This window comes from Nocardia sp. NPDC055321 (assembly GCF_053645575.1).
On sequence record NZ_JBSHMS010000008.1, the window covers coordinates 172,805 to 195,842 of the forward strand.

The 23,038-nt window shown below is 68.6% G+C and carries 21 protein-coding genes; 9 read left to right on the forward strand and 12 right to left on the reverse strand.

Annotation, left to right across the window (positions count from 1 at the left end):
* Positions 1–7 precede the first annotated feature (7 nt).
* Entirely contained in the window at positions 8–1,405 is a 1,398-nt protein-coding gene (locus tag ACWIGI_RS15295; RefSeq protein ID WP_454202999.1) for a lipase family protein, read from the reverse strand.
* A 159-nt stretch (positions 1,406–1,564) separates the two neighbouring features.
* Between ACWIGI_RS15295 and ACWIGI_RS15300 the strand changes: the two genes are divergently transcribed.
* Entirely contained in the window at positions 1,565–2,203 is a 639-nt protein-coding gene (locus tag ACWIGI_RS15300; RefSeq protein ID WP_454203143.1) for a TetR/AcrR family transcriptional regulator, read from the forward strand.
* A gap of 277 nt (positions 2,204–2,480) precedes the next feature.
* Positions 2,481–4,082 (forward strand): MFS transporter, encoded by a 1,602-nt coding sequence (locus ACWIGI_RS15305; protein WP_454203000.1) that lies wholly within the window; start codon positions 2,481–2,483, stop codon positions 4,080–4,082.
* A 25-nt stretch (positions 4,083–4,107) separates the two neighbouring features.
* Here the strand turns inward: ACWIGI_RS15305 and ACWIGI_RS15310 are convergent, their stop codons facing one another.
* The 3 genes from ACWIGI_RS15310 to ACWIGI_RS15320 all read right to left on the reverse strand — a co-directional run bounded on the left by ACWIGI_RS15310 (position 4,108) and on the right by ACWIGI_RS15320 (position 6,139).
* Positions 4,108–4,680, reverse strand: coding sequence for a hypothetical protein (locus ACWIGI_RS15310; RefSeq protein WP_454203001.1), 573 nt, complete (start codon positions 4,678–4,680; stop codon positions 4,108–4,110).
* Positions 4,681–4,807: 127 nt separating this feature from the next.
* Positions 4,808–5,218 (reverse strand): hypothetical protein, encoded by a 411-nt coding sequence (locus ACWIGI_RS15315; protein ID WP_454203002.1) that lies wholly within the window; start codon positions 5,216–5,218, stop codon positions 4,808–4,810.
* A gap of 141 nt (positions 5,219–5,359) precedes the next feature.
* Positions 5,360–6,139, reverse strand: coding sequence for a DUF1963 domain-containing protein (locus ACWIGI_RS15320; RefSeq protein WP_454203003.1), 780 nt, complete (start codon positions 6,137–6,139; stop codon positions 5,360–5,362).
* A gap of 528 nt (positions 6,140–6,667) precedes the next feature.
* Between ACWIGI_RS15320 and ACWIGI_RS15325 the strand changes: the two genes are divergently transcribed.
* The gene (locus ACWIGI_RS15325; RefSeq protein ID WP_454203004.1) at positions 6,668–7,078 is read left to right on the forward strand and encodes a beta-sandwich lipoprotein; all 411 of its coding nucleotides are present in this window, start codon (positions 6,668–6,670) and stop codon (positions 7,076–7,078) included.
* Positions 7,079–7,145: 67 nt separating this feature from the next.
* Here the strand turns inward: ACWIGI_RS15325 and ACWIGI_RS15330 are convergent, their stop codons facing one another.
* Positions 7,146–7,673, reverse strand: coding sequence for a hypothetical protein (locus ACWIGI_RS15330; RefSeq protein ID WP_454203005.1), 528 nt, complete (start codon positions 7,671–7,673; stop codon positions 7,146–7,148).
* A 345-nt stretch (positions 7,674–8,018) separates the two neighbouring features.
* Between ACWIGI_RS15330 and secG the strand changes: the two genes are divergently transcribed.
* Both secG and ACWIGI_RS15340 read left to right on the forward strand, forming a co-directional pair.
* Entirely contained in the window at positions 8,019–8,252 is a 234-nt protein-coding gene (gene secG, locus ACWIGI_RS15335; protein ID WP_354986422.1) for a preprotein translocase subunit SecG, read from the forward strand.
* Positions 8,253–8,397: 145 nt separating this feature from the next.
* A complete protein-coding gene (locus tag ACWIGI_RS15340; protein WP_454203006.1) occupies positions 8,398–9,084 on the forward strand; it encodes a DUF1361 domain-containing protein in 687 nt (228 codons plus the stop codon).
* A 53-nt stretch (positions 9,085–9,137) separates the two neighbouring features.
* On the opposite strand, the gene fadD8 is transcribed toward ACWIGI_RS15340, so the two are convergent.
* From fadD8 to ACWIGI_RS15355, 3 genes are read right to left on the reverse strand one after another with little or no spacing between them, the layout of a single operon-like run.
* Complete coding sequence (gene fadD8 / locus ACWIGI_RS15345) at positions 9,138–10,745, reverse strand: fatty-acid--CoA ligase FadD8 (protein WP_454203007.1); 1,608 nt, start codon at positions 10,743–10,745, stop codon at positions 9,138–9,140.
* Between the two features lie 31 nt (positions 10,746–10,776).
* A complete protein-coding gene (locus tag ACWIGI_RS15350; protein ID WP_454203008.1) occupies positions 10,777–11,970 on the reverse strand; it encodes a thiolase C-terminal domain-containing protein in 1,194 nt (397 codons plus the stop codon).
* A gap of 42 nt (positions 11,971–12,012) precedes the next feature.
* Complete coding sequence (locus ACWIGI_RS15355; protein WP_454203009.1) at positions 12,013–12,861, reverse strand: SDR family NAD(P)-dependent oxidoreductase; 849 nt, start codon at positions 12,859–12,861, stop codon at positions 12,013–12,015.
* A gap of 54 nt (positions 12,862–12,915) precedes the next feature.
* Between ACWIGI_RS15355 and ACWIGI_RS15360 the strand changes: the two genes are divergently transcribed.
* Entirely contained in the window at positions 12,916–13,899 is a 984-nt protein-coding gene (locus ACWIGI_RS15360; RefSeq protein WP_454203010.1) for an alpha/beta fold hydrolase, read from the forward strand.
* Positions 13,900–14,058: 159 nt separating this feature from the next.
* Here the strand turns inward: ACWIGI_RS15360 and ACWIGI_RS15365 are convergent, their stop codons facing one another.
* Positions 14,059–15,762 carry a serine/threonine protein kinase gene (locus tag ACWIGI_RS15365; protein WP_454203011.1) on the reverse strand — a complete coding sequence of 568 codons (1,704 nt, stop codon included), beginning with the start codon at positions 15,760–15,762 and terminating at the stop codon, positions 14,059–14,061.
* A gap of 186 nt (positions 15,763–15,948) precedes the next feature.
* On the opposite strand from ACWIGI_RS15365, the gene ACWIGI_RS15370 reads away from it, so the two are divergent.
* Positions 15,949–16,497, forward strand: coding sequence for an HD domain-containing protein (locus tag ACWIGI_RS15370; RefSeq protein WP_454203012.1), 549 nt, complete (start codon positions 15,949–15,951; stop codon positions 16,495–16,497).
* Between the two features lie 64 nt (positions 16,498–16,561).
* Here the strand turns inward: ACWIGI_RS15370 and ACWIGI_RS15375 are convergent, their stop codons facing one another.
* Positions 16,562–17,233 (reverse strand): class I SAM-dependent methyltransferase, encoded by a 672-nt coding sequence (locus tag ACWIGI_RS15375; protein WP_454203013.1) that lies wholly within the window; start codon positions 17,231–17,233, stop codon positions 16,562–16,564.
* Positions 17,234–17,306: 73 nt separating this feature from the next.
* On the opposite strand from ACWIGI_RS15375, the gene ACWIGI_RS15380 reads away from it, so the two are divergent.
* Positions 17,307–18,209 carry a helix-turn-helix transcriptional regulator gene (locus tag ACWIGI_RS15380; RefSeq protein ID WP_454203014.1) on the forward strand — a complete coding sequence of 301 codons (903 nt, stop codon included), beginning with the start codon at positions 17,307–17,309 and terminating at the stop codon, positions 18,207–18,209.
* A gap of 21 nt (positions 18,210–18,230) precedes the next feature.
* Here the strand turns inward: ACWIGI_RS15380 and ACWIGI_RS15385 are convergent, their stop codons facing one another.
* Positions 18,231–19,391 (reverse strand): lactate 2-monooxygenase, encoded by a 1,161-nt coding sequence (locus tag ACWIGI_RS15385; protein ID WP_454203015.1) that lies wholly within the window; start codon positions 19,389–19,391, stop codon positions 18,231–18,233.
* Between the two features lie 96 nt (positions 19,392–19,487).
* On the opposite strand from ACWIGI_RS15385, the gene ACWIGI_RS15390 reads away from it, so the two are divergent.
* Positions 19,488–20,537 carry an AsnC family transcriptional regulator gene (locus tag ACWIGI_RS15390; protein WP_454203016.1) on the forward strand — a complete coding sequence of 350 codons (1,050 nt, stop codon included), beginning with the start codon at positions 19,488–19,490 and terminating at the stop codon, positions 20,535–20,537.
* Positions 20,538–21,533: 996 nt separating this feature from the next.
* Here the strand turns inward: ACWIGI_RS15390 and ACWIGI_RS15395 are convergent.
* Positions 21,534–22,946 carry a DUF222 domain-containing protein gene (locus ACWIGI_RS15395; protein WP_454203017.1) on the reverse strand — a complete coding sequence of 471 codons (1,413 nt, stop codon included), beginning with the start codon at positions 22,944–22,946 and terminating at the stop codon, positions 21,534–21,536.
* Between the last annotated feature and the right edge of the window lie 92 nt (positions 22,947–23,038).

Here is a 23,038-nt window from a genome sequence, read left to right on the forward strand (position 1 = left end):
ACGGTGATCAGACCGGCATACCGAGTGCCGACGCGAGGGTCTGCCCGATGACGTCGACGAAGGCCGCAATGGCGCCCGGATCGGCGAACGAGGTCAGCACGTCCCGATTACTACACCCGGCGGGCAGTTCCACGCCGTTGAGCCGCTGGTCCAGCCACAGCACCGCGCTCGCGGTGCCCGACACGGCGGCGATGCCGTGCTCGCTGAGCAGATCTCGGGTGTAGGCGACACGGGCCTCGGGGTCCCGGCAGTAGGTGTCGTAGAGATTGTTGACCGCGTTGATCGGCATCGCCTCGTCCAGCGGCGCCTGATAGATGTAGACGGGTGTGCGCGGGGTGCCGCGATGGCCCAGGCTCAGTTCGTCCAGCACCGGCTGCATCTCCGGCGCGCGCATCGGGTCGCCGGGGTAGTCGAACAGTCCCTTGATGTTCACGAACGGGAAGCCCGCGAATTGCAATGCCACGCACTGGTTCTCGTGCACCAGTCGCAGGCCCTTGCCGAACGGGTTCATGTACCGGTCGATGAACTGGTTCACCTGCGGGTATTCGCGCGCCACCCCGAGCAGTCCGCCGAGCACCGCGCCGCCGAAGGTCGAGGTGCCGTTGTTGTAGTCGATGGCCATGCGGATGTCGGCCATGAGACCGCCGGTCGCCGAGCCGACGAGGTTCAGTTCCGGCGCGTACTCGGGCTGGAGTTCGGCGGCGTGCGCGGTGGGGATCGCGCCGCCGGAGTAGCCCCACAGCGCGACCCGGGTGTCCGCGCCCGGCAGACCGGCGGGCTCGAAGTTCTCCGCGGCGCGGATGCCGTCCAGGGTGATGCGGCCGCCCAGCGGTCCGACCGCGTAGGCGGCGTTCGGGCCCTGGTGATCGGGGACCACGACCGCGTGCCCGCGCTGCAGCATGGCCTGCACCTCGATGAACTCCGCGCCGATCACCGGATTCAGGGGATTGGGCAGCGAGCCCATCTGCAGGCTGTAGGAGGGCGCGCAGTTCTGCGACAGCGAATCCTCGGCCATCTGGAACGAGAGCAGCGCGCGCTGTTCGGTCGGGGACGGGCGATGCGGGACGATCACAGTCGAGACCGCCGCGATCGGCTCGCCCCGGGTGTTCGTGCTGCGGAACGAGAGTTGCCAGGCGTTGACGTTGAGCGGGATGAGCCAGAAATTGGCGAGATTCACCCGCCGGGCGGCCAGGATCTCCCCGGGTTGCGCCGCCGCGACCCGCGCCGGGTCCGGGGAGTAGAAGCCCGGATCCAGGTACGGCGGTGCGGGCGGAATCGGGAACGGCAGGGCCGGCTCCACCGAAACCGGTTGTGCCCCGGCGGTATCGGTCACCACCGGGCACAGGGCCAGCGTCACCCCCGCGGCCACGGCCAGGGCGGTCCCCATGCGTCTACCCGCTGTCATCTCGAACTCCTCCACCCCGCGCACCGCGGCGACCCTGCACTGCCTAAAATAGGAAGTGAGTATTTTCTAAGTAAGTGTCCCAGACGATAGGGGTCCGCTCGGAATGTGTCAACGGTCACCCGGGGCCGCCGCTTCGCCCGGCGGGACCGGCACGGCAGGATGTGCGGCGTGAGTGAAGTTTCGCGTCCGCGCCGCACCCAGCACGAGCGCCGAACGGCCACGGTGAGCAAACTGGTCGACGCCACCATCGCGGCCATCGGCGAGGTCGGCTACCAGCGAGCGACCGTGCAGGAGATCTGCGGGCGCGCCGGACTCTCCGCCGGGGCCATGTTCCGGCAGTTCGACACTCGCCTCGACCTGATCGTGAAGACCGCCGAGGAAGCCTTCGGGCGCCAGCTCGACGGCTTCCGCGCCGTCATGGCGCACCTCGACGCGCAGGACAACGCGCTGGCCGCGGCGCTGCGCTTCCTGCGCCAGGCCCAGGGTTCGCATCTGAGTCACGCGCTGCGCGAGATCTACCTGGCGGCCCGCTCGGACACCGAACTGCGCGACCGCATCGCGCCCATCGCGGAGCGGTACTACGCCGATATCGTGGCCGCGCTCAACGAGAGTCACGTGCTGGACGCGTTCCCCGAGGAACTGCGCGAATCGCTGTTCTTCGCGATGCTGCATCTGTTCTCGGGTGAGTCCGTCGTGCGGTGCGTCTACCCGCGGCCCGACCTGGATGTGTCGGTGCTGGCGTTGGTCGAGGACATGCTCGCGGTGTACGCGGCGCGGGGGATTCCGCAGGAGTCGTGATGCCGGCACGGCCGCCCGGCGCGCGATGAATGCGCACCCGGTGCGGGTGTTTTCGCCCTTTTCCAGTGGGCTCGCCGCTCGTCCCCGTCGGTTGGCGGTACCGATCCCGGCGGTGTTCGCGGATCCGGCTGCCGGCCGCCCGGTCCGCTCGTCGACAACACGCCGGAGATGTGGGCGCGGCCGGGGCGACGGTCAGCGCATTGCGATCAGCCTGATTTGCGAGGTTGGGCCGGGTCTATCGGCAGTGTGCCGCCGGCGCGGGCCTAGGCTTACCCCGGTGACTGCGCTAGCGACGGCTTCCCCTCCCTCCGCCTGGGCGCCTTTGGCGTCGAAGGTGTACCGGGCACTGTGGATCGCGCAGCTGGTGTCCAACCTCGGCACCTGGATGCAGACCGTCGGCGCGCAGTGGCTGCTGGTCGACGAGCCGAACGCGGCGATGCTGGTGTCGCTGGTGCAGACCGCGACGACGCTGCCGGTGGTGCTGCTGGTCATTCCGGCCGGGGTGCTTGCGGACCTGGTGGATCGGCGGCGGCTGCTGATCGGGGCGCAGTCGGCGATGGCGGTGACCGCGCTGACGCTGGCCGCGTGCACCGGGTTGGGGTTGACCACTCCTGGAGTGCTGCTGGGCCTGCTGTTCCTGCTCGGCTGCGGGCAGGCGCTGACCATGCCGACCTGGCAGTCGATTCAGCCGGAACTGGTACCGCGCGAACAGATTCCGGCCGCGGCCGCGCTGAACGGGTTGAGCGTCAACGGCGCTCGCGCGGTGGGACCGGCCATCGCGGGCGTGCTGATCTCGCTGGCCGGGCCGACCTTCGTGTTCGGCTTCAACGCGGTGTCCTTCATCGGCATCGTGGTCGTGCTGGTGTTGTGGCGGCGTCCGGAGCGGGCGGCGACGCTGCCGAGCGAGCGGCCGCTGGCGGCGCTGCGGGCCGGCATGCGGTTCGTGCGGTCGGGACCGGCGATTCGGCGAGTGCTGTTGCGCGCCATCCTGTTCATCGTCCCGGCCAGCGCGATCTGGGCGCTGCTGCCGGTGGTCGCGCACAATCGGCTCGGGCTCGAGTCCTCGGGGTACGGGCTGTTGCTCGGGGCGCTGGGGGTGGGCGCGGTGTCGGGCGGGCTCGGGTTCGCCGCGCTGCGCAGCCGATTGAGCGCGACCCGCATGGTCACCCTGGCGGCGGTGCTGTTCGAGGCCGCGACGCTGGTGGTCACGCTGGCCGATCGGGTGCCGCTGGTGCTGCCCGCGCTGGTGGTGGCGGGCGTGGGCTGGCCGCTGGCGCTGTCGACGCTGAATTCCACCATGCTGCTGATGCTTCCGGCGTGGGTGCGGGCGCGCGGGATGGCGGTGTACTCGCTGACCTTCATGGGCGGGCAGGCGCTGGGGTCGCTGCTGTGGGGTGCGGTGGCCAACGCGCTGGGCGTGGTCACCGCGCTCGGGATCGCGACTGCTCTGCTGGCGGTGTGCGCGCTGAGCACGCTGTGGTGGCCGATCAGCCAGGACGCCACCGGGTTCGATCTGACGCCGAAGGTGATCTGGCCCGAACCCGTCCTGGACACCGAACCCGACCCCGCCGACGGCCCGGTGCTGGTGATGCGCAGCTATACCGTGCCCGAGGAGGTGGTTCCCGAGTTCGTGGCCGCCATGACTCGGGTCGGCCGCTCCCGCCAGCGGACCGGCGCGCGCGAGTGGCGCCTGTATCGCGATGTAGGGGAGTCGGATCGGTACGTGGAGGCGTTCGTGGTCCGCTCCTGGGCCGAGCACATGCACCAGCACCAGCTCCGCCTGACGGTGCAGGATCAGCGCAACGAACAGGTGGTGGCGCAGTACACGGTCGGTGAGGACAAGATCACCCACCTGATCGCGGTCGGGCCGCCCGTGTGAGTCCCGTCGATCACCCCACCGGCGCTCAGAAGGTCCATTCCCAGCCCGGCCACGCCGCGGGGGCGAAAAGCAGTGTGCCCGTCGGGGTTTGCGCGTCGAATGTCAGTTTGAACTGATACTTCGACGCCGGCGCGAGGTCGACGGGCCAGTCCGCGGCGGTGCAGCGGTAGACCGCGTCCGAGGCCGGGCGCGGGTGGGTGACGCCCGCGGCGTCGATCAACTGCCAGTCGTTGCCCGGATTGAAGAAGCCGGGTCCGCCGATCTTCGCCTGGTCGAATTCGCCCGAGGTGCGCGCGTCGATCGAGACGACGACGAACTGCCCGTTCTCCGGCGGCACCGCTCCGGCCTCGGTGCACGGCGCCCCGACCTCGATGCCGGTCACGGTCCACGCGAGGACGGGTTCGGCTCCGGGCTTGCCGATGCCGGCCTCCTGGCCGACGGCTTTGACGGCGGCGCCGCGCGGTGAGGTCGGGCCGGCGAACGTCACGGCCGGGCCGTCCGTCGAGCTCGCGGGTACGGGACCGGGGTCGTCGGGTGTGCCGCACCCCGCGAGCAAGGCCGCCCCGGCGGCGACGGCACTGACGATCCTGCGAGACATCGGTCCTCCTTGGTGACTGGCGGACAACGTACTCGGTGCCGATCTTGCCGGGGCGGAAATCCGGAAAGCCCGGCACGCACGTGAGTCACCCCACACGCCATCCCCCGAGGCGTCGATCCGGTCCCGCTCAGTCGAGCAGCGGCCGCAGTAACCACAGCTGCGCCAGCAACGCCGCCAGCGGCCAGATGAACAGCGGCACCCGCCGGGCCCCCGGGTGCCCGCGCACCTCGAGCGCGTCACTGACGTAGTCCACGACCGCGGTCGTCACCAGCGCGAGCAGGGGAATCCAGAAGCCACACCAGGCGAGCGGACCCAGCCACCCGATGCCACGGAGTTCCCCCGCGCCACACTCCTCGGCCGCGTCCCCGCACGCCGCCCCCACCTCCCCGAGAAAGTAGGTGGTCAGAAACCACAGCGCACAACACAGCCCGACCCCCAGCACCCCGATCCCGAGCACCCACGACACCACGATGTCCGCGATAGGCCGCCGCTCGAATTCCTCCCCCTGCCCCTCGAACCGCCAAGGTTCGGGCGGCATACCCGGGCGCTGACCGTACATGGCCCCCCGATCCGAACGCGACTGCCGCTCATCGTAGCCATTCGCCCCCGCCCCGTTCATCGCATTCGCCCGAGAGCGCCTGCCGAACAGAAGGTTTCGCCGCCTCCGCCCCACCGCTGCTCAGTGGCATTCCCAGTAGGTTCGGACCCGGGTGAAGTCCCGGGCCAGCAGGTCCGCGACGGGAATGAAGCAGTAGAGCTTGCCGAAGTCGCCCCAGCCCATCCGCAGGGCGTGGTCGGTGCCGAACTGGGCGATCAGAACCTGACCCGCGGGTGAGCCGCCGGGTGAAAAGCGCTGGGCCACCGGGGTTCCGGGTAGCAGGCCGCCGTCGTTGTCGCCCTGGATCTCGTTCGCCCAGCCGCCGAGCTGATGACGCCATCTGGGGCCCGCGTCGACGAACGACTCGAAGCGTTCGTACAGCTCCTCGTCGTCGTAGTGGTCGTCGTCGACGAGATTGCCGGTGAGGAACTCCGTCGTAGGGATCGTGGGAACCCGCACGCAGGACATGTCGGTGCGAACGAAGACGCGGTCGTGTGCTGCCAGATCGGCCGGCAGCGCCCGTTCGCGCAGTGTCGTGCCCTCGGGGAAGTAGTGGAAGGCACCCTCCCAGCCATCGGTGTCGCCGAAGACCACGAACCGGCCCGCGGTCGGCAGATTCAGGTCCAGCGACGGCACCTTCGCCAGGTCGATGGTCGCGACGTGCTCGTAGTGGCCGTGACTCGCGCCGGGCCAGTCCATCTCGTCGGGAAGTTCGGGCAGTCCGCCGAAGTACCCGATGACCTCGTCATCGACGCTCGCGTGCCGCAGGTGCATCGCCTCGCGAACCGATAGGCCTACGTCGGCATGAAATTCCGCGGGAAGATGGGTTCGCATCAGGACGCCAGGATCATTCTCGATCATGGATCGGCATCCTGCCAGGGCGGTACGACCACGTATGCCACGTCCGATCCGAAGCCCGCTGTGGCACAGCCGATTCCCTCAGGACCAGGCCCGCTACAAACACCACACCTGCGCCGTCGCGGCCAGTAGCGGCCAGGCGAACGGCGGCACCCGGCTGGCGGTCGCGCGCTCACTCGTGGCGAGTGCTCGGGCGGTGCGGGCGACGGCGACGCCTGCGGCGTCGGCCGCCCTCGTAGCGCTGCCCGCTGGCAGCGCGCGGGTCGGCGCGGGAGTAACGATCCCGATACGATCCGCTGCCCTGCACCGGCTTCCGGCCGAGCGCGGCACCGGGTCGTGCGAGTGCTCCCAGCTGCGCGGACGCGCCGCGCGCGGGTTGTGCGCGTCGGGCGATCTCGTGTTCCCCCGGCGCGAAATCGGTTGCTGTTTCCGCGACGCGGCGGGTCAATGGGGTGTGCCCGGTTGTACTACACGAGCTTTCGCGGATACGCGCGAACGCGACCGGGCTCGTATCGGGGGAGAGGGGCAGTCATGAGGATTTCACGGGGGAAGGCGTTCGGGCAGAGCGCTGTGCTCGCGCTCGGGGCGGCGGTGCTCGCCACGGCGGTATTGGCCGGCTGCTCGTCCGACGCCGACGTCGCATCGGAGAACATCTCGAAGAAGTCCGACAACTTCGAGATCAACCGGCGCATCGTCTTCTACAACGGCATCACCGACAAGTACATGCTGTTGATCGAGGGTTTCTGCTCGATCGACCCGGGGGACCGCAAGATCACGGTGACCTGCAAGGTCGGGCCGGACGACTACAAGAAGCACTATCTCGGGCTCAGCGACAACGTGACCTACGTGGTCGAGCAGCTCGAGTCGGCCAACGTCTCGTCCGACCACTACATCGTCAACTTCAAGCCGGAGGCCATCGTGCCGAACGTGGAGAAGCGGTAGGCCCGCGGCACGGGCTCGGCTCGACCCCGCCCCGCATCGCGTTGCGGGGCAGGAGGTTTCGCTCGCGTCAGTGGAACAGGGCGTCGATCACGTCGACCGAACCCGCACCGCCGCTGCCGCCGCCCACCGAGCCGGCGTTGGCGATCTGGCGGGTGCCGAAGACTATCTGCTGGCCGGCGCCGGGCCCACTCTGGATGCCCAGCACGCTGATGGCGTTCTGACCGACCGGTGAGGTGACCCAGTTGCCCGAGACCACGCTGACCGAGCCGTCGGACCAGGCGATGGTCCCGTTCGCCGGGTTGCCGCCCGCGCCGGTGCCGGAGTTGCTGCCGGTGACGATGTTGTACGGGTAGCGGATGTTGAGCATGCCGCCGTTGACCCCGGGCAGCTGCGGGCTGCCGCAGTCGGTGAGGCCGCCGGTGACGTTGGTGTCCATGCCGACGCTCCCGCCGCCGGGAACGTTGGTCGTGGTGAGCTGGCCGCCGTAACATCCGCCGACCACCCAATCGGCGCTCGCGGTGCCCGTCAGCCCCGTCAGGACGGGAATGGCGAGGGTCGCGCCGACCAGAATCGAAGCAGAACGCTGGAATCGCATTTCGGTACCTTTCGCCGTGACGCGCCGTGGCGTCTCGAATCCAGTACGAATGACGAAATCTATGGTATGCCCGTATTTCAGTTGATGGGCCCAGAAATTCGACCAACCGAAAAATGCCCGTTTCACCTGCGGAACGGCATTGCCGGACAATCGCTGGAACGCTTCGGCGCCGCGTCGCCGATCACCGTCGGCACTCGAACGCGAGTGCGAACCGCGGTGGCCGGCCCGGTGCGAATGCCCGACCGCCCCGGGGACGCGGGGTGGCCGGCGGGCGCGGATGAACACGCCCCGCCCGGACCAGGGGGTATGTGATCACGTCGTTGACGGCGGGATAGGATGCCCAGCATGCGCATGTTCCTGGATATCCTCCTGATCATCACCAGCGTCCTGCTGGTGTTGCTGGTGCTGTTGCATCGCGCCAAGGGTGGAGGTCTTTCCAGCCTGTTCGGTGGCGGTGTGCAGTCGAGCCTGTCGGGTTCCACCGTTGTCGAGAAGAACCTCGACCGGATCACGGTGTTCGTCGGTGTCATCTGGTTGATCTCGATCCTCGGCATCGGCCTGGAAATCAAGTTCTCCTGACCTCATAGCTCGGTTGGGTAGCCCGGGTGTCGCAGTCGCGACACCCGGGCTACTTGTGTTGGGCAGTACCTGCGGGACGGCGTTCGCACTGCGGCGTTGCGGAAAATGCCCGGGCGCGAACGTGAACGCCGTGCATGATGGATCCATGGACTTGGTTGATGCGGTCGCGCCGAGCCTCGTGGGGGTATTGCGCCGTGATCTGTGGTGGATGAGCTGGAATACCGTATTGGCTTGGATTCCAGTCGGTCTGGCGTTTCTGGTGTTCCGCCTGCCGGGCCGGGCGGAGCGGCGGCTGCCGAGTTCGCCGCTGTGGTGGGCCGGCGCGGTGTTGCTGCTGTTGTTCCTGCCGAACGCGCCCTACGTGGTGACGGACCTGGTGCACCTGCGCGACACCGTGCGCTCGGTCGGGGACGGCCCGGTGGTGTCGACGGTGCTGCCGGTGTACGTGGCGTTCATCGCCTCGGGCTTCGTGGCCTACTACCTGGTGCTGGCCGAACTGGGCCGCTTCCTGGAGCAGCGGGGGCTGGGTTCGTGGCGCACGCCGGCGACGCTCACCGTGCATCTGCTGTGCGCCGTCGGTGTTTTCCTCGGCCGCTGGGTCCGGCTCAACAGCTGGGAGCCGGTGGTCGAGCCGGTCGGCACCCTCGAACGGATGGTGCTGGCGCTCACCTGGGAGTGGGCGCCGATTCTCATCACCGCGGTGTTCGCGGCAACGGCGCTGGGGCACTTCGTGACCCGGGCCATCGTGGAGGCCGGCGCGGTGAGCGTGCGCCGGGGCGTGCGGCAGGTCCGCGCCCTGCGGATCACCCCGCCCAGCGCGGACCAGGCGTAGAACGACTCGGGCCGAGCGCCTTTCGGCGACTCGGCCCGAGCACTACCGTTTGATCACGCCAGGCCGAGCCGCTCGGCCGCCAGCACCCGGATGACCTTCTTGTCGGGCTTGCCGAGCCCGGTCAGCGGCAGCTCGTCGACCAGCAGCACATGCTTGGGCACCTGCACGGATCCCTTGCGCTGCTTGACCGCGGCCTGCACCTCGGCGATCACCGTCTCCACCGCCGCGGCATCGCCCGCGGTCTCGGGATCGAGCACGACCACCGCGGTCACGGCCTCGCCGTAGTACGAGTCCGGCACGCCCACCACGGCCACGTTGCGCACCTTGGGATGCTCGGACACCACGTCCTCCACCTCGCGGGGGAAGACGTTGAACCCGCCGGTGACGACCATGTCCTTGCTGCGGCCGACGATGAACAGGAAGTCGTCCTCGTCCTGGCGCGCCAGATCGCCGGTGCGCAGCCAGCCGTTGTGGAAGGTCTCCGCGGTGACCTCGGGCAGGTTCAGGTACCCGCCCGCGAGCAGCGGCCCGGACACGCAGATCTCGCCGACCTCACCGGGCTCGACGACGTTGTCGTCCTTGTCCAGCAACGCCACTCGGATCGCGGTGGACGGCCGCCCGCACGAGGCCAGGCGCGCCTTGTCGTGCTCGTCCTTGCCCAGGTAGCTGATCGCCATCGGCGCCTCGGACTGTCCGAAGTACTGGGCGAAGATCGGCCCGAAGCGATCGATGGCCTCCTGCAACCGATTCGGGTCGATGGCCGCAGCGCCGTAGTACACGGTCTCGAGCGAGGACAGGTCCCGCGTGTGCGAATCCGGGTGGTCCAGCAGCGCGTACAGCATGGACGGCACCAGCATCGTGGAGCTGATCTTGTGCTCCTCGATGGCCCGCAGCACCTCGCCCGGCTCGAAACGCGGCAGCACGATGCACTGCCCGCCGAGCAGCACCACCGGCAGGAAGAACGCCGCGCCCGCGTGCGAAAGCGGCGTGCAGATCAGGAATTTGGGGTGCTTGGGCCACTCCCATTCCGAGAGCTGGATCTGCGTCATGGTCGCCATGGCCTGCGAGGTACCGATGACGCCCTTGGGCTTTCCGGTGGTGCCGCCGGTGTAGGCGATGGAAATGACGTCGTCGGGCCGCAATTCGACGGCCTGCACCGGACGCGGTTCGAACTTCTCCGCCGTGGCGAGCAGATCTATGCCCACATCGGCCAGCTCGTCCGGTACCGGGCCGAGCACCAGGATGCGATTCAGGCCGGGAACCCGGTCCACCAGTTCGCGGGCGCGCTGCACGAACGCGGGCAGCGGATCCAGGATGAGCGTGGTGATGCCGGCGTCGGCGAGCACGTACGCGTGATCGTCGAGGCCGCCGATGGGGTGCAGGGCCGTGCGCCGGTGGCCCGCGATCTGGCCCGCGCCGATGGTGAACAGCACCTCGGGGCGGTTCAGCGCGAGCACGCCGATCGGGGTCCCGGACACCACGCCGTGTTCGGCGAAGGCGTCGATGTAGCGGCTGATGGCCTGCAGGACCTCGCCGCCGGTGAGCACGGTGTCACCCAGGGTCAGCACCGGCCGGTTCTTGTGGCGGCGCAGTCCGGACACGAGCGCGTGCCCGTTGTGCACGGGCATCCGCAGCCGGGTGTCGGGATCGATGGTGGTCATTGCTGTCTCCGCTCCGAGCGATGGGTTCTGATCAGGCGTTGTAGCCGCGGTAGAGGGTGACGACCACCGCTCCGCCGAGGCCCAGGTTGTGCGCGAGGGCCGTGCGCGCGCCCGCGACCTGCCGGTCGCCGGCGAGTCCGCGCAGCTGCCAGGACAATTCGGTGGCCTGGGCCAGGCCGGTGGCGCCGAGCGGGTGGCCCTTGGAGATGAGTCCGCCCGAGGGGTTTACCACGACCGAACCGCCGTAGGTGGTAGCGCCGGATTCGGCGAACGCACCGGATTCGCCCTCACCGCACAGGCCCAGCGCCTCGTAGGTGATGAGTTCGTTGATGGTGAAGCAGTCGTGCAGTTCGATGACGTCGACCTCGCCGATGCCGACGCCGGAGGCGGCGAACACCTTCGAGGCGGCCGCGCGGGTCATGGGCGCGCCGACCACGTCGATCATCGAGCCGGTGGAGAACGAGGTGCCGTCGTCGGTGGCCAGTTCCTGGGCCAGGATCTCGATGGCCTGATCCTCGAGCCCGTGCGCCTTGACGTACTCCTCGCTGACCACGACCGCGGCGGCCGCGCCGTCGGACATGGGCGAGCACTGCGAGCGGGTGAGCGGGCCGTGCACGGGCTTGTCGCCGAGGACCTGCTCGAGGGTGTACGCGTCCTGGAACTGCGCCAGCGGGTTTCGCGTGGAGTGCTCGTGGTTCTTGACCGCGACGGCCGCGAGCTGCTCGGGCGTGGTGCCGTACTGCTTCATGTGCTCGATGGCGGCGTTGCCGAAGAACTGCGTGGTGATCGGGGCCTGGCTGAACTCGTAGTGCTCGCGCATGACGGCCAGGTGGTGATCCACGGTGGTGGCCTTGGGCCGGGTGGCCGGGCCCGCCATGGACTCCTTGGTCATCTGCTCGAAGCCGACGGCCAGGGCCACGTCCACGATGCCGCTGCCGACCCATTCGCGCGCGAGCATGAGCGCGGTGGAGCCGGTGGCGCAGTTGTTGTTCACGTTGACCACCGGAATGCCGGTCAGGCCGACGTCGTACAGGGCGCGCTGCCCGGCCGCCGACGGCTGGAAGACGTACCCGACGGCGGCGCGCTGCACCTGGTCGTAGGTCACACCGGCGTCGCCGAGCGCTCCGTTGACGGCCTCGGCGACCATCTGCGGGTAGGTCCACTCGCGGGAACCGATCTTGACGAACGGCGTCATGTTCACGCCGACGACGAAAACGCGTCGCATAACTTGCTGTACTCCTCTGTGCTGGAACGGATGTGGGGCGGTTCAGTCGGCGCGGGGGACCCGGCCGTCGATGTCGGTGAAGCCGTACGCCTCGGCCAGGTCGGCGACCTTCCAGGCTTTGCCGGTGCGCGCCTTACGATTCGGATCCGCCGCCAGGGCCACCACGGCGCGGCCCGGGAAGCGCGGGGTCTCGGCGGTGTCCAGGTCGAAGGCCCCCTCGCCGGGCAGGGTGACGATGCGGCGGCCCTCGGCATCGGCCGGAACCATCTGCAGCAGTTCGGTATTGACGATGCCGGGCCAGATGGACACGGCGGTGACCGCGGTATCGGCCAGATCGTGGGCGAAATCGGCGGTCAGGCGGTCGACCGCGGCCTTGCCCACGCCGTAGACGGCGTTGTGCATCTGGCGCTGTGCGCCGGGGGAGGAGACGTTCACGATGAGGCCGCCCGACTCGATCAGCAGCGGTGCGGCGAAAACGCTTGCCACATAGTGCGATCGCACGCCGATGTCGAAGCCCTCGTCCCACGCCTTGGGCGGCACCTCCCAGAACTTGCGGCCGATCCAGCGCGCCGAGCCGGGCGCGTTGTAGACGTTGTTGACCAGGACGTCGAGCCGGCCGTGCTCGTCGCGGATCTGCGCGAAGAGTTTCTCGACCGCGGCGTCGTCCTTGTGATCGCAGACCACGGGAACACCGGTCCCGCCGAGTTCGTCGATCTCGGCGGCGGTGCCGCCCACGGTGCCCGGCAGGTGTCCGGGCGTGGTCGTGCGGCCGGTGACATAGACGGTGGCGCCGGCCGCGCCCAGCTCCAGGGCGATGCCCTTGCCGATGCCACGGCTGGCTCCGGTCACCACGGCGACCCGACCGGCGAGAATCTTGGGTATTTCGCTCACGACCTCTGGACACTACCTTGAAATAGGAACGTGTTCTAGAAATTGGAGGCAGCAGTGGAGCTGACGCATCGGACGGTGGATACCGGCGACATCCGGATGCACGTCGCCGAGCAGGGGGAAGGGTTTCCGGTCGTCTTCTGTCACGGCTTCCCGCACACCTGGTACATGTGGCACAACCAGCTGGACGCGCTGGCCGCCGCGGGCTACCGGGCCATCGCACCCGACCTGCGCGGTTACGGCCGGACCGACGCTCCCGCCGACCCGGCGGCGTACACGAACGAGGCCGTGATCGGCGATCTGCTGGCGCTGCTGGACGATATCGGCGCGGACAAGGCGGTGTTCGTCGGTTTGGACTTCGGCGCCCAGCTGGTCTGGGAGCTGTCCCTGCGCGCTCCCGAGCGCGTGGCCGGGGTCGTGGTCCTGAACAATCCGTTCAGCCCCCGCCCGCCGCGCCCGCCGTCGGCGTTCTGGACCCGCGCGGCCGAGAAGCACTTCCTGCACCTGTCGTACTTCCAGGAACCCGGCGTTGCCGACGCCGAACTCGCCGCGGATCCGCGCGGATTCCTCGCGCGGGTGTACTACTCGCTCAGCGGCGAGTACCACTACCTCGACACCTGGAAGAACCCGCCCGGACTGGGTTACCTCGACGTGCTGCCCGAGGCGCCGCCGCTGCCCTGGCCGTGGCTCTCGCAGGCCGAATTCGACACCCTGGTGGCGGATTTCGAACGCACCGGCTTCACCGGCGGGCTCAACTGGTACCGCAACCTGGACCGCAACTGGGAGCTGACCGCCGCCTACGCCGATGCCAAGGTGGAGGTGCCCGCGTTCTTCCTGTACGGCGAGAACGATCCGGACATGGAGGGCTTCAGCGGGCGTGATCCGCTGGCGACGTTGCGCGCGAGCCTCACTGATCTGCGTGCGGTGGTGGAGGTTCCACGCGCCGGGCACCTGGTGCAGCTGGAGCGGGCCGACGCGGTGAACGACTTCCTGCTGGCGAGCTTGCGGGCGCTGGGGGTCGGGTCGGCCGTGGCGTCCTGAGCCGGGATCGCGCGCCGGGCACCGCGCTGGATACGGCGGTGCCCTCGGCCGGGGCCGGTTCGCGCCGGTAGCCGGTGGCCGTGCGTGCGTCCATGATGGGCCTCGGGCCGGTGACTCTGCCCGGCTCGAGCCGATGCCGCGCGATCAGGCCCGGCGCGATCAGGTCAGCGGCGCACCCCTCCACCAGGTGCGCATTTCCTCGATGGTGTGGAGTTCGTACATGTTCGAGGTGAACATCAGATACCGGCCGCGATCGTCGTTGCCGGAGAAATGGGTGATCAGGCCGTCGCGCTGGGGCGGACCCGCAGCGTGGAACTCGTAGTTGGTGTAGGTGTGCCCGGCGTTGACATCCTGTTGAGCGGGAAGGGTGGACAGGGCGGCGACCACCGAGCGGGCGTCCTCGGGGTCGGTGTAGCCGTAGATCTGATAGATCGGCAGCCCGGTCCCGTAGCAGGTCCACTGGGTCAGCCACTTACCCATATCGGGTTCGTTGTCCTGCGGCTTCTGCGTCGAGGCCGAACCCTTGGTGGTGTCGCAGGTCGCGTTGTCGTGGCCCGTTCCCCTGTAATTGCCGGACGGCGTGAGCTCGACGTCGGCGAACATGTAGGGGAATTCCTCGACGATCGCCTTGGCCATCGCGTCGAAATCCTGTGGACCACCGGCCTTGACGTCGCGCTTCAGGGCCACGGTCGCGCCGACCGCGACGGCGATGAGCACCACGAGGCCGAGGCACAGTCCGACGATCAGGCCGGCGGACGAGCGGCGGGGTACGCGATCGTGGGGAATCGGCGACATGTTGTACCCGGGCCCGATGCGCGGCCCCTGCTGATGAGGAACCGGCGGAACATACTGCGGCGCGGGTGAATACCGTGGCGCGGGCTGATAGGGCGCGGCGGGTTGCGGCACACCCGCGGGCTGATACGGGCCGGGCTGTGGGGCCCGGTACTGCGGTATCGGCGCGGGAGTCGGCTGGCGCGGGGCCGACCGCTGGGGATTCGACTGCGCCGGTGCGGGATTGCGCGTGGTGGGCGGAGCCGGGCTCAGGGCGCGCAGCGCGGCATCGGTGAATTCCACGCTGGAGGCGAATCTGTCGGCGGGACGTTTGGCGAGCGCGCGGCGCAGGACGGCGTCCATCGCGCGCGGCAGCTCGGGCCGGCGGGTGCTCGCCGCCGGCGGATCCTCCTGCAGATGCCCGCGAATGATGTTGCCCGGCTGCGGGGAATCGAAGGGCGGCTCCCCGGTCAGCAGGAAGTACAGCGTGCACGCCAGCGAATACTGGTCCGAGCGGCTGTCCATCGGCTGGGCGGTCAACTGCTCGGGCGAGGCGAAAGCCAGGGTGGCGGTGAAGGTTCCGGTGCGGGTCAGGTGCGAGTTGTCCTCGCGTAGTCGCGCGATGCCGAAATCGGTGAGGTACACCCGCTGCTGTCCGCTCACGGATTTGGCGAGCAGGATATTGGCCGGTTTCACATCGCGATGCAGCACCCCCGCGCCGCCCGCGTAGTCCAGTGCCGCAGCGGTTTCCGCGGCGATCTGCACCGCGCGCCGGGGATCCAGGGTGTGCGGATCCAGGTGCGCGGCATCGACGCCGTCCACGTACTGCATCGAGATCCACAGCTGTTCGTCCTCGACCCCGCGGTCGTACACGGTGACGATGTTCGGGTGGTCGAGCTGCGAGACCAGATCCGCCTCGCGCTCGAAGCGAGCCCGAATCTCCCTGTCGCCGAACATCTCCCGATTCAGCAGCTTGAGCGCGGTCTTGCGCGGCAGCCGCGGATGCTGGGCCAGATACACCGAACCCATTCCGCCCCGGCCCAACTGCCGCTCGATGGTGTATCCGGCGAATACCTCACCCGTACCGAGCATGTGCGCCCCTTCCCGCGATCCCCGCCCCGTCCGGTCGCCCGGACGCGCGTCGATGGTATCGGCTCGGCCGGCGAGTCGTGGGCCGCAGGGCGGTGTGGCAGCCCCCGCTCGTCGCGCCCGAATCCGCCGCGATTCCACCGCCGCTCGGGCTGTGGGAGGTAGCCGGGGCGATTAGTGTGGCCCGGTATGGACACAGCTGGGATCCGCCGGGAAGTCGACCGCCGCCTTGACCCCTGGTCCGAGCACCTCGGCGCGGATCGTCCGGGCTACACGAATCACTGCCTACGGGTGCTGACCCTGTGTGATCGCCTGGCCGCCGAACACGGCTTCGTGGCCACCGACCGCGAGGAATTCCTGACCGCGGGGGCCTTCCACGACATCGGTATCTGGTCCGCGGGGACGTTCGACTACCTCGCCCCGTCGGAAGAACTCGCCACCGCCTGGCTCACCGGCATCGGCCGACCGGACCTGATCGATCTCGTCTTCCGGATGATCGACCAGCACCACAAGGTTCGATCGGCCGGTGCGCCGGCCGATCCCGTCGAGATCTTCCGCCGCGCCGACGCCATCGACGTCGAACTCGGCCTCCTCGGCCGCTTCGGGGTCCGGCGATCGGCCTATAAGGAGCTGTCCCGCGATCTGCCGGACGCGGGCTTCCACCGCCGCCTGCTCCAACTCGGCGGCAAACGACTCCGCACGAATCCGCTGTCGCCGCTGCCCGTACTCAAGTGGTGACCGGGGCATAGCGACCGAGGCGGGACCGGGCGCTGTGCGCTGAGCCCCGCCTCGATCGGAGCGCTCAGGCGGGACGGGTCGCGCGGTAGTAGGTGATGCGGCCGATCGCGCGGTGGGGACGAGATTCGGTGGTCTCGCAGTCGAATCCGGCGGCGCTCAGCAGGGTGGGAATGGCTCGCCCGAGGTTGTCGGCCGCATGGGGATTCGACAGCAGCCGGCGAGCGGCGTAGCCGTCGGCGGGGGTGACCTCGCCGCCGACGTCGACGAGGTGCAACTGGCCGCCGGGCCGCAGCACCCGGAACGCGTCGGCGGCGACGGCGGACTTCAGCTCGGTGGGGATGTGATGCAGCATGAACGCGGACAGGACGCGATCGAAGGCGGCGTCCTCGAACGGGAGATCCTGGGCGTAGCCGTGCTGGAAGGCGATTCCCGTGCGGCCGTGCGCCTTGCGCTGCGCGCGCTCCAGCGCGAGGGGATCGGGATCGGTGCCGATGATGTCGGCGCCCGGGTGGGCATCGAGGGCTGCCAGGGTGAGATTGCCGGTGCCGCAGCCGATTTCCAGGACTCGCGCGCCGGGCGCGATATCCGCGTGCCGCAGCAGCGTGCGGTGCACGGCGCGCACGCCGAGCAGGCGGGTGAACAGATCGTAGAAGGGGAGCATGGCATCGCGGCCAGCGGCGGGGAGATAGTCGTGGTGATGGCTCGCGGTGTCGGCGGCAGGAGTATTTTTGGTCATGCATTCCATGATGTGTGGCAGCGCAGCCGCACAATTGGGCGATCATCGGCAGAATCAGGATTATCTTTAGGTCATGACCTCGCGTAGTTATCCGGTGCGCTACGAGGCGGGTGTGCCGGTCTACCGCTACACCTCGGACCCGGCGGCGCCGCCCATGTCGGTGGTGCGCTTCACCGTCGGGGCGCCGCCTGCGCAGGGGAATCCGCATATCCACGACTTCCCCGTGCTGATGTACGTCGACAGCACCCTGCCCGGGGCGGAAGCCGCGGCGGCGGGAGTGCGCGTCGGTGACATCTACGTGGTGTCACCGGGCGTGGTGGTGGACGGGTCGGGCGTGCACCTGGCCGGGGCCAGCGGGATACTCTTCGATCCCGCCGCACTCGGGGACGACACCACCGCGCCCTGGCCCGCCTGGCGCGCGCACCCGCTGCTGTTCCCGTTCCTGCACGGGATACCGGGTGGACTGCTTCGCTTGCACGTGCCGCCGGAGCGACAACCGCTGTGGGAGAACGCCATCGCGGCCATCGAGGACGAACTGTCCGCGTGCCGGGCCGGATACCGGCAGGCCGCGGCGGCGCATCTGACGCTGCTGCTGGTGGATGTCTCCCGGCTCGCCGTGGATGTGGTGGGCGACCTGCGGCGCAGCAACGAAGCGGTGCTGGCCGAGGTCTTCGAAGTCATCGAACAGCGCTTCGGTGACACGCTGTCGCTGCGGGACGTCGCCCGCGCGGTGGGGATGACTCCCGCCTATCTCACCACCCTGGTCCGCCGCCGCACCGGCCGCACGGTGCAGGATTGGATCCTGGAACGGCGCATGAGCGAAGCCCGCCGCCTGCTGAGCGACACCGAACTGTCCATCGGCGAGCTGTCGCGCCGGATCGGCATCGCCGACCCGGCGTACTTCACCCGGCTGTTCCGCCGCGAGCACGGCACCGCGCCACGCGCCTGGCGCACGCTGAAAACCACTGTCGCGTAAGCGAACAGCCGCCGGTGGAGATCAGCGAACCGGTCGCATGGCATCCCGGGTGATATCCGCGAGGGTCGGATAGCCGTCCACCGCCATGATCAGATCGGCTTCGGCGAGCAGACTGCGCAGCACGTGCACGATGCCGTCCACACCGCCCAGCGCCAGCCCGTACGCGTACGGGCGGCCGATGCCCACCGCGGTCGCGCCGAGCCCCAGCGCCTTGATGATGTCCGCGCCGGTGCGCACGCCGGAATCGAAGAGCACCGGCAGACCATCGGCTGCCTCGACCACATCGGGCAGCAGATCGAGCGCCGGAATACCGCCATTGGCCTGGCGGCCACCGTGATTCGAGCAGTAGATGCCGTCGACGCCGAGATCACGAGCGCGGCGGGCATCCTCGGGATGGCAGATGCCCTTGACGATCAGCGGCAGCGTGGTGAGCGAGCGCAGCCACGGCAGATCCTCCCAGGTGAGAGGATTGCCGAAGACCTGAATCCAGCGCAGGATGGCCGACTGCGGATCCTGCTCGGGCGACTGCGCCAAGGCCTTGCGGAAGACCGGATCGCTGAAATAATTCGCCAGGCAGTGGCCGCGCAACTGCGGGAAATTGCCGGTGGACAGATCGCGCGGCCGCCAGCCGGTCACCCAGGTATCGAGGGTGACCACGATGCCCTTGTAGCCGGCCGCCTCGGCGCGCTCGACCAGACTGGCCGCGAGATCGCGATCGGTGGGCGTGTAGAGCTGGAAAAAGCCCGGGGTATCACCGAATTCGGCGGCGACGTCTTCCAGCGGATCCACCATGAGGGTGGAGGCAACCATGGGCACGCCGGTCCGGGCCGCGGCCTTCGCGGTGGCGATATCGCCGTGGCCATCCTGTGCGCAGAGGCCGATCACGCCGATGGGAGACATGAAAACCGGTGCGGGCAGCGTCATTCCGAACAGATCGAGCGACAGATCGCGTTCCTTGGCGCCCACGAACATGCGCGGCACGATGCCCCAGTGATCGAAGGCTTCGACATTGGCGCGCTGCGTGCGCTCATCGCCCGCGCCACCCGCCACATACGACCAGATCGAGGGCGGCAATGCCGCCTGCGCGCGCTGTTCCAGCTCCGCCGCACTCACCGGGTAGGCGGGAACGACCCCGCGCAGCCCGTTGAAATAGATCTCGTTCTGATAGTCACCGAATGCCACGATCAACCTCCGCTGTGAATTGGCTCGCCGCTATTGTGCGAGACTGGTCGCCGGGACCACTGGAATCGCAGGATTTCACCGTGAGGAACTGGACGCGTGCAGGATGATGTCAGACTACTGACCGAAGAGGATCTCGCGCTGATTCACGCGCTGCAATTGCGACCGCGGGCATCCTGGACCGAACTGGGCGGAGTGCTGGACGTCGATCCGGTCACCGTAGCCCGGCGCTGGCAGCGCCTGCACGAGCGCGGAGATGCGTGGGTGTGTGTTTCACCCGGACCCGCACTGTACGACGACGTCTGCGCCGCGTACATCGACATCGACTGTGCGGCAGGGGAAACCGCGACGGTCGTGCGGACCCTCGCCGCGCATCCGCACATGCTCACCCTGGAGCGCTCGGCCGACAGCAATCGCATCTTCGCCACCGTCGGCACCGGTGATCTCGACAGGATGGCGACCTACACCCTGGATGTGCTGCCCGCGTTGCCGCACGTGGTGGGGGTGAAGGCGCAAATAGTCACCCACTGGTTCGCCGAGGGCGGCAGCTGGCGCATCGACGCCCTCGCTCCCGGCCAGCGCGACCGCCTGCGGGCGCAACCCGATCCCACGCGAGCCGATAGAGACCGCCGACGCCTGACCGACCTCGACCGAGCCATGCTCGGCCGCCTCTCCCTCGACGGCCGAGCCTCCCATCAGGCTCTTGCCACCGCGCTGGGTATCAGCAATTCCACGGTCAAACGCCGCCTCGACGAATTGACCCGCCTCGGCCTGCTGTCCTTCCGCTGCGACTTCGCCCGCCCCCTGGGCGGCTGGCCCGTAGCGGTGACCTTTCGGGCCACGGCTCCCGCCGCCACCCTCCCCGACATCGGCTACAACCTCATCCGCCTGCCCCAAACCCGCAACTGCGCGGCGGTCAGCGGTGCGAGCAACATCGTCCTGCAGGCGTCGCTGCACTCGGTCTCGGAGGTGACCCGCTTCGAGAATCAACTGACGACCCTGCACCCCGATCTGACCATCATCGAACGCGCCATCACCATGCGGCACGAGAAATTGCTCGGGCGCGTGCTGGATTCGCATGGGCGGTCGCTCGCGACGGTCCCGCCGGATATCTGGCAGGTTCCGAGTGTGGGTGGAGAGGTGTTGTAGCGCTGGGGGATTGGTGTGTGGGGGTGTGGGAGTGCCGGCGGCAGGTCGAGTACCGGCCAGGCCTGGTTGATGCATCGGTGGCAGTTCCAGCGATGCCCGAGGCGAGATGCTTGGATGGCGGAGTACCGGCGGGAAGATTTGGGTGCCTTGGCGGCGGGTGGGTGACCTGCCGGAGGAGAGATGACCCTAAGACGGAGTACCGGCGGAGGCGCGTTGGAGACTCGGCTGCGGTTGGGTGCCTGGCTGGGAAAGGGCGCCTGGATAACGGAGTACCGGCGGGAAGACTTGGGTGCCTCGGTCGCAGGTGGGCGCCCTACCGCAGGAAAGAAGCCAGGACAACGGAGTTCCAGCCGGGGTGGGTTGGGTGCCTCGACGGCGTTTGAGAGCCCTACCGCAGGAAAGACGACTAGAGAACGGAGTACCAGCGGGGGCAAGCCGGGAGACTCGGCGACGGTTGGGTGCTCTACCGGGGGGAAGAACGCCTGGATCACGGAGTACCAGCCGGGGCCGGATTGGGTGCCTCGGCGGCGGTTCCAGCCCTCCCGGGCCGATAAGCGGGATCGAAGCCTTCGGATGCGTGGCCGAGTTCCGAACCCTGGACCGGGTACAGCAATCACCGGCCCGGACAGAACCCGCATTCGGCGATGACGAGTCTTTGTCTGTAAATCTCGAGAAGGCTCCCACGGCCGGCCAGCCCAGCTGGGAGGGTGAGGGGTCGCCCGGCTGGGGAGCCGAAGGTCGGGTACGGCAGGCGAGGTGACCAGCACTGCCGCATCTGTTTTGCCTGCTCTCCCGAACCCCGCTGGGAGCCGGAGTGGGTGTGGGGTTGGGCTACGTCGGCCACGGGCGTGAACACTGATGCGTGTGGATGCACCAGCCGCACGGGTGAGAAGAGCGGGCCATATGCGTGGGCGCGCGAGGAGCCCCTTCGGCATGGGAAAGCCGAAGAGGCAGAGTGGAAAACAGCGGTGAGACTCGATACCCAGGGCCGGGTGGCTAACAGCGCCATCGCGCGGGAATACCCGGAAACTGGGGATGATGACGGAAGTTCACCCGAGGTCTCCGCGCCGGGTCGATATGTGGTGGTGGGATCCACCCGGTCTTGCCCGGATTCTCTGAATCCTCGCCCATCACAACCGTTCCCCACCCGTTCGGTCCGGTATTGATCTGGGCGTGGCAGGCATCGCACGCCAAGGTCAGGTTCTCGATGTCCGTTTCGCCGCCATCGGCCCATTCTCGGATGTGGTGTACAGCGGAGCGGCTCGCTGGCGCGTCGCATCCGGGGCGGGTGCAGCCGCGTTCGGTGGCGGTGAGCGCCAACCGTTGTGCGGGGTTGGCGAGACGCTGTCCCCGGGACAAATGCAGTGGGCGGCCGTTGCGGTCGAGCACGACCAGGTAGGGGGTGGAGTTCCTGGCGACCTGGAGTGCTTGGGTGATCGACATGGTGCCGCCGGTGGCGGTGGTGGCGACCCCTGTGCGCTTTTCCAGGTCGTCGATGCTCATGGTGATGATGGTCGAGACCGGAAGTCCGCGATGCGATCCGAGCTTCGTGGGTCCCATGTCGGGGCGGAAGAACACCAGCAGGGCGTCGTGGTTGCGTTGCTCGGCGTTGCGGTGATCGCGTTTGGCAGCGGCACGCAGTTTCGCTCGGAGGGCGGCGCGGGCACGCTGGGCCGGGGTCAGCGAGGGGTCGTTCGCATCGGCGTCGTCGGCGTTCTCGTCGCCGTCGTCGAGTTCGGTATCGAGGCCGAGTTCTGCGGTGGTCCACGGGCTTTCGGGATCGTCGGGGTTGCACATGCCGGGTCGTCCGAATTTCTCGAACATCGGGATCATGACCGCCCCCAGCTGTGGGGTGAGGTATCCCGAGATCGGGTACATGCCGTCGATGCCCTGGTGCCCGATCTTGACGCTCCGGACTCGCTGCCGGTCCCGGTCCTCGGTCAACCGCCCATCCGGGTCGACGTGAGCGAGGATATGCACTCCGAGTTTGGTCACGCCCTTCGGGTCGCCTTCGCGGGCATACGAGGTCAGATGCTCCTCGGCGTGATCCTTCACTTCCGGACCGGCGGCGTCGGGGATCCTCTCGAGCGCGTCGTTGATGGCCTTCACGTGGTCGGCGGAGATCTCTCCGGCGCGTTGCGCTTTAGCTACGAGCGGCAATTTCGGCGGCCGGGTGCTCGAACCCGCCGACACCGTCGACAGCAGATCGGCGTTGCGTACGCGGGCGGCGGCCTCGGCGTAGGACAGTCGCAGTGTCTGTTGCAGGAACAGGATCATGCTCTTCACACCCGCTGCGGAGGACAAGCCTCGCGCTCCACACTCGAGAGCGAACCGCTGCTTCACCGCCTCCAACTTGCGGAAACTGGTCTCGAGTTCCTGCATAACCTCGATGACCTCGCCATCAGCCATTGAGTACATCGGTAATTCGAGCAGGTTCTCCACCGCGGCGGGGGGGGGGGGGGGGGGCGGCCGCGGGGGGGGGGGGGAGATGGGAAACATAA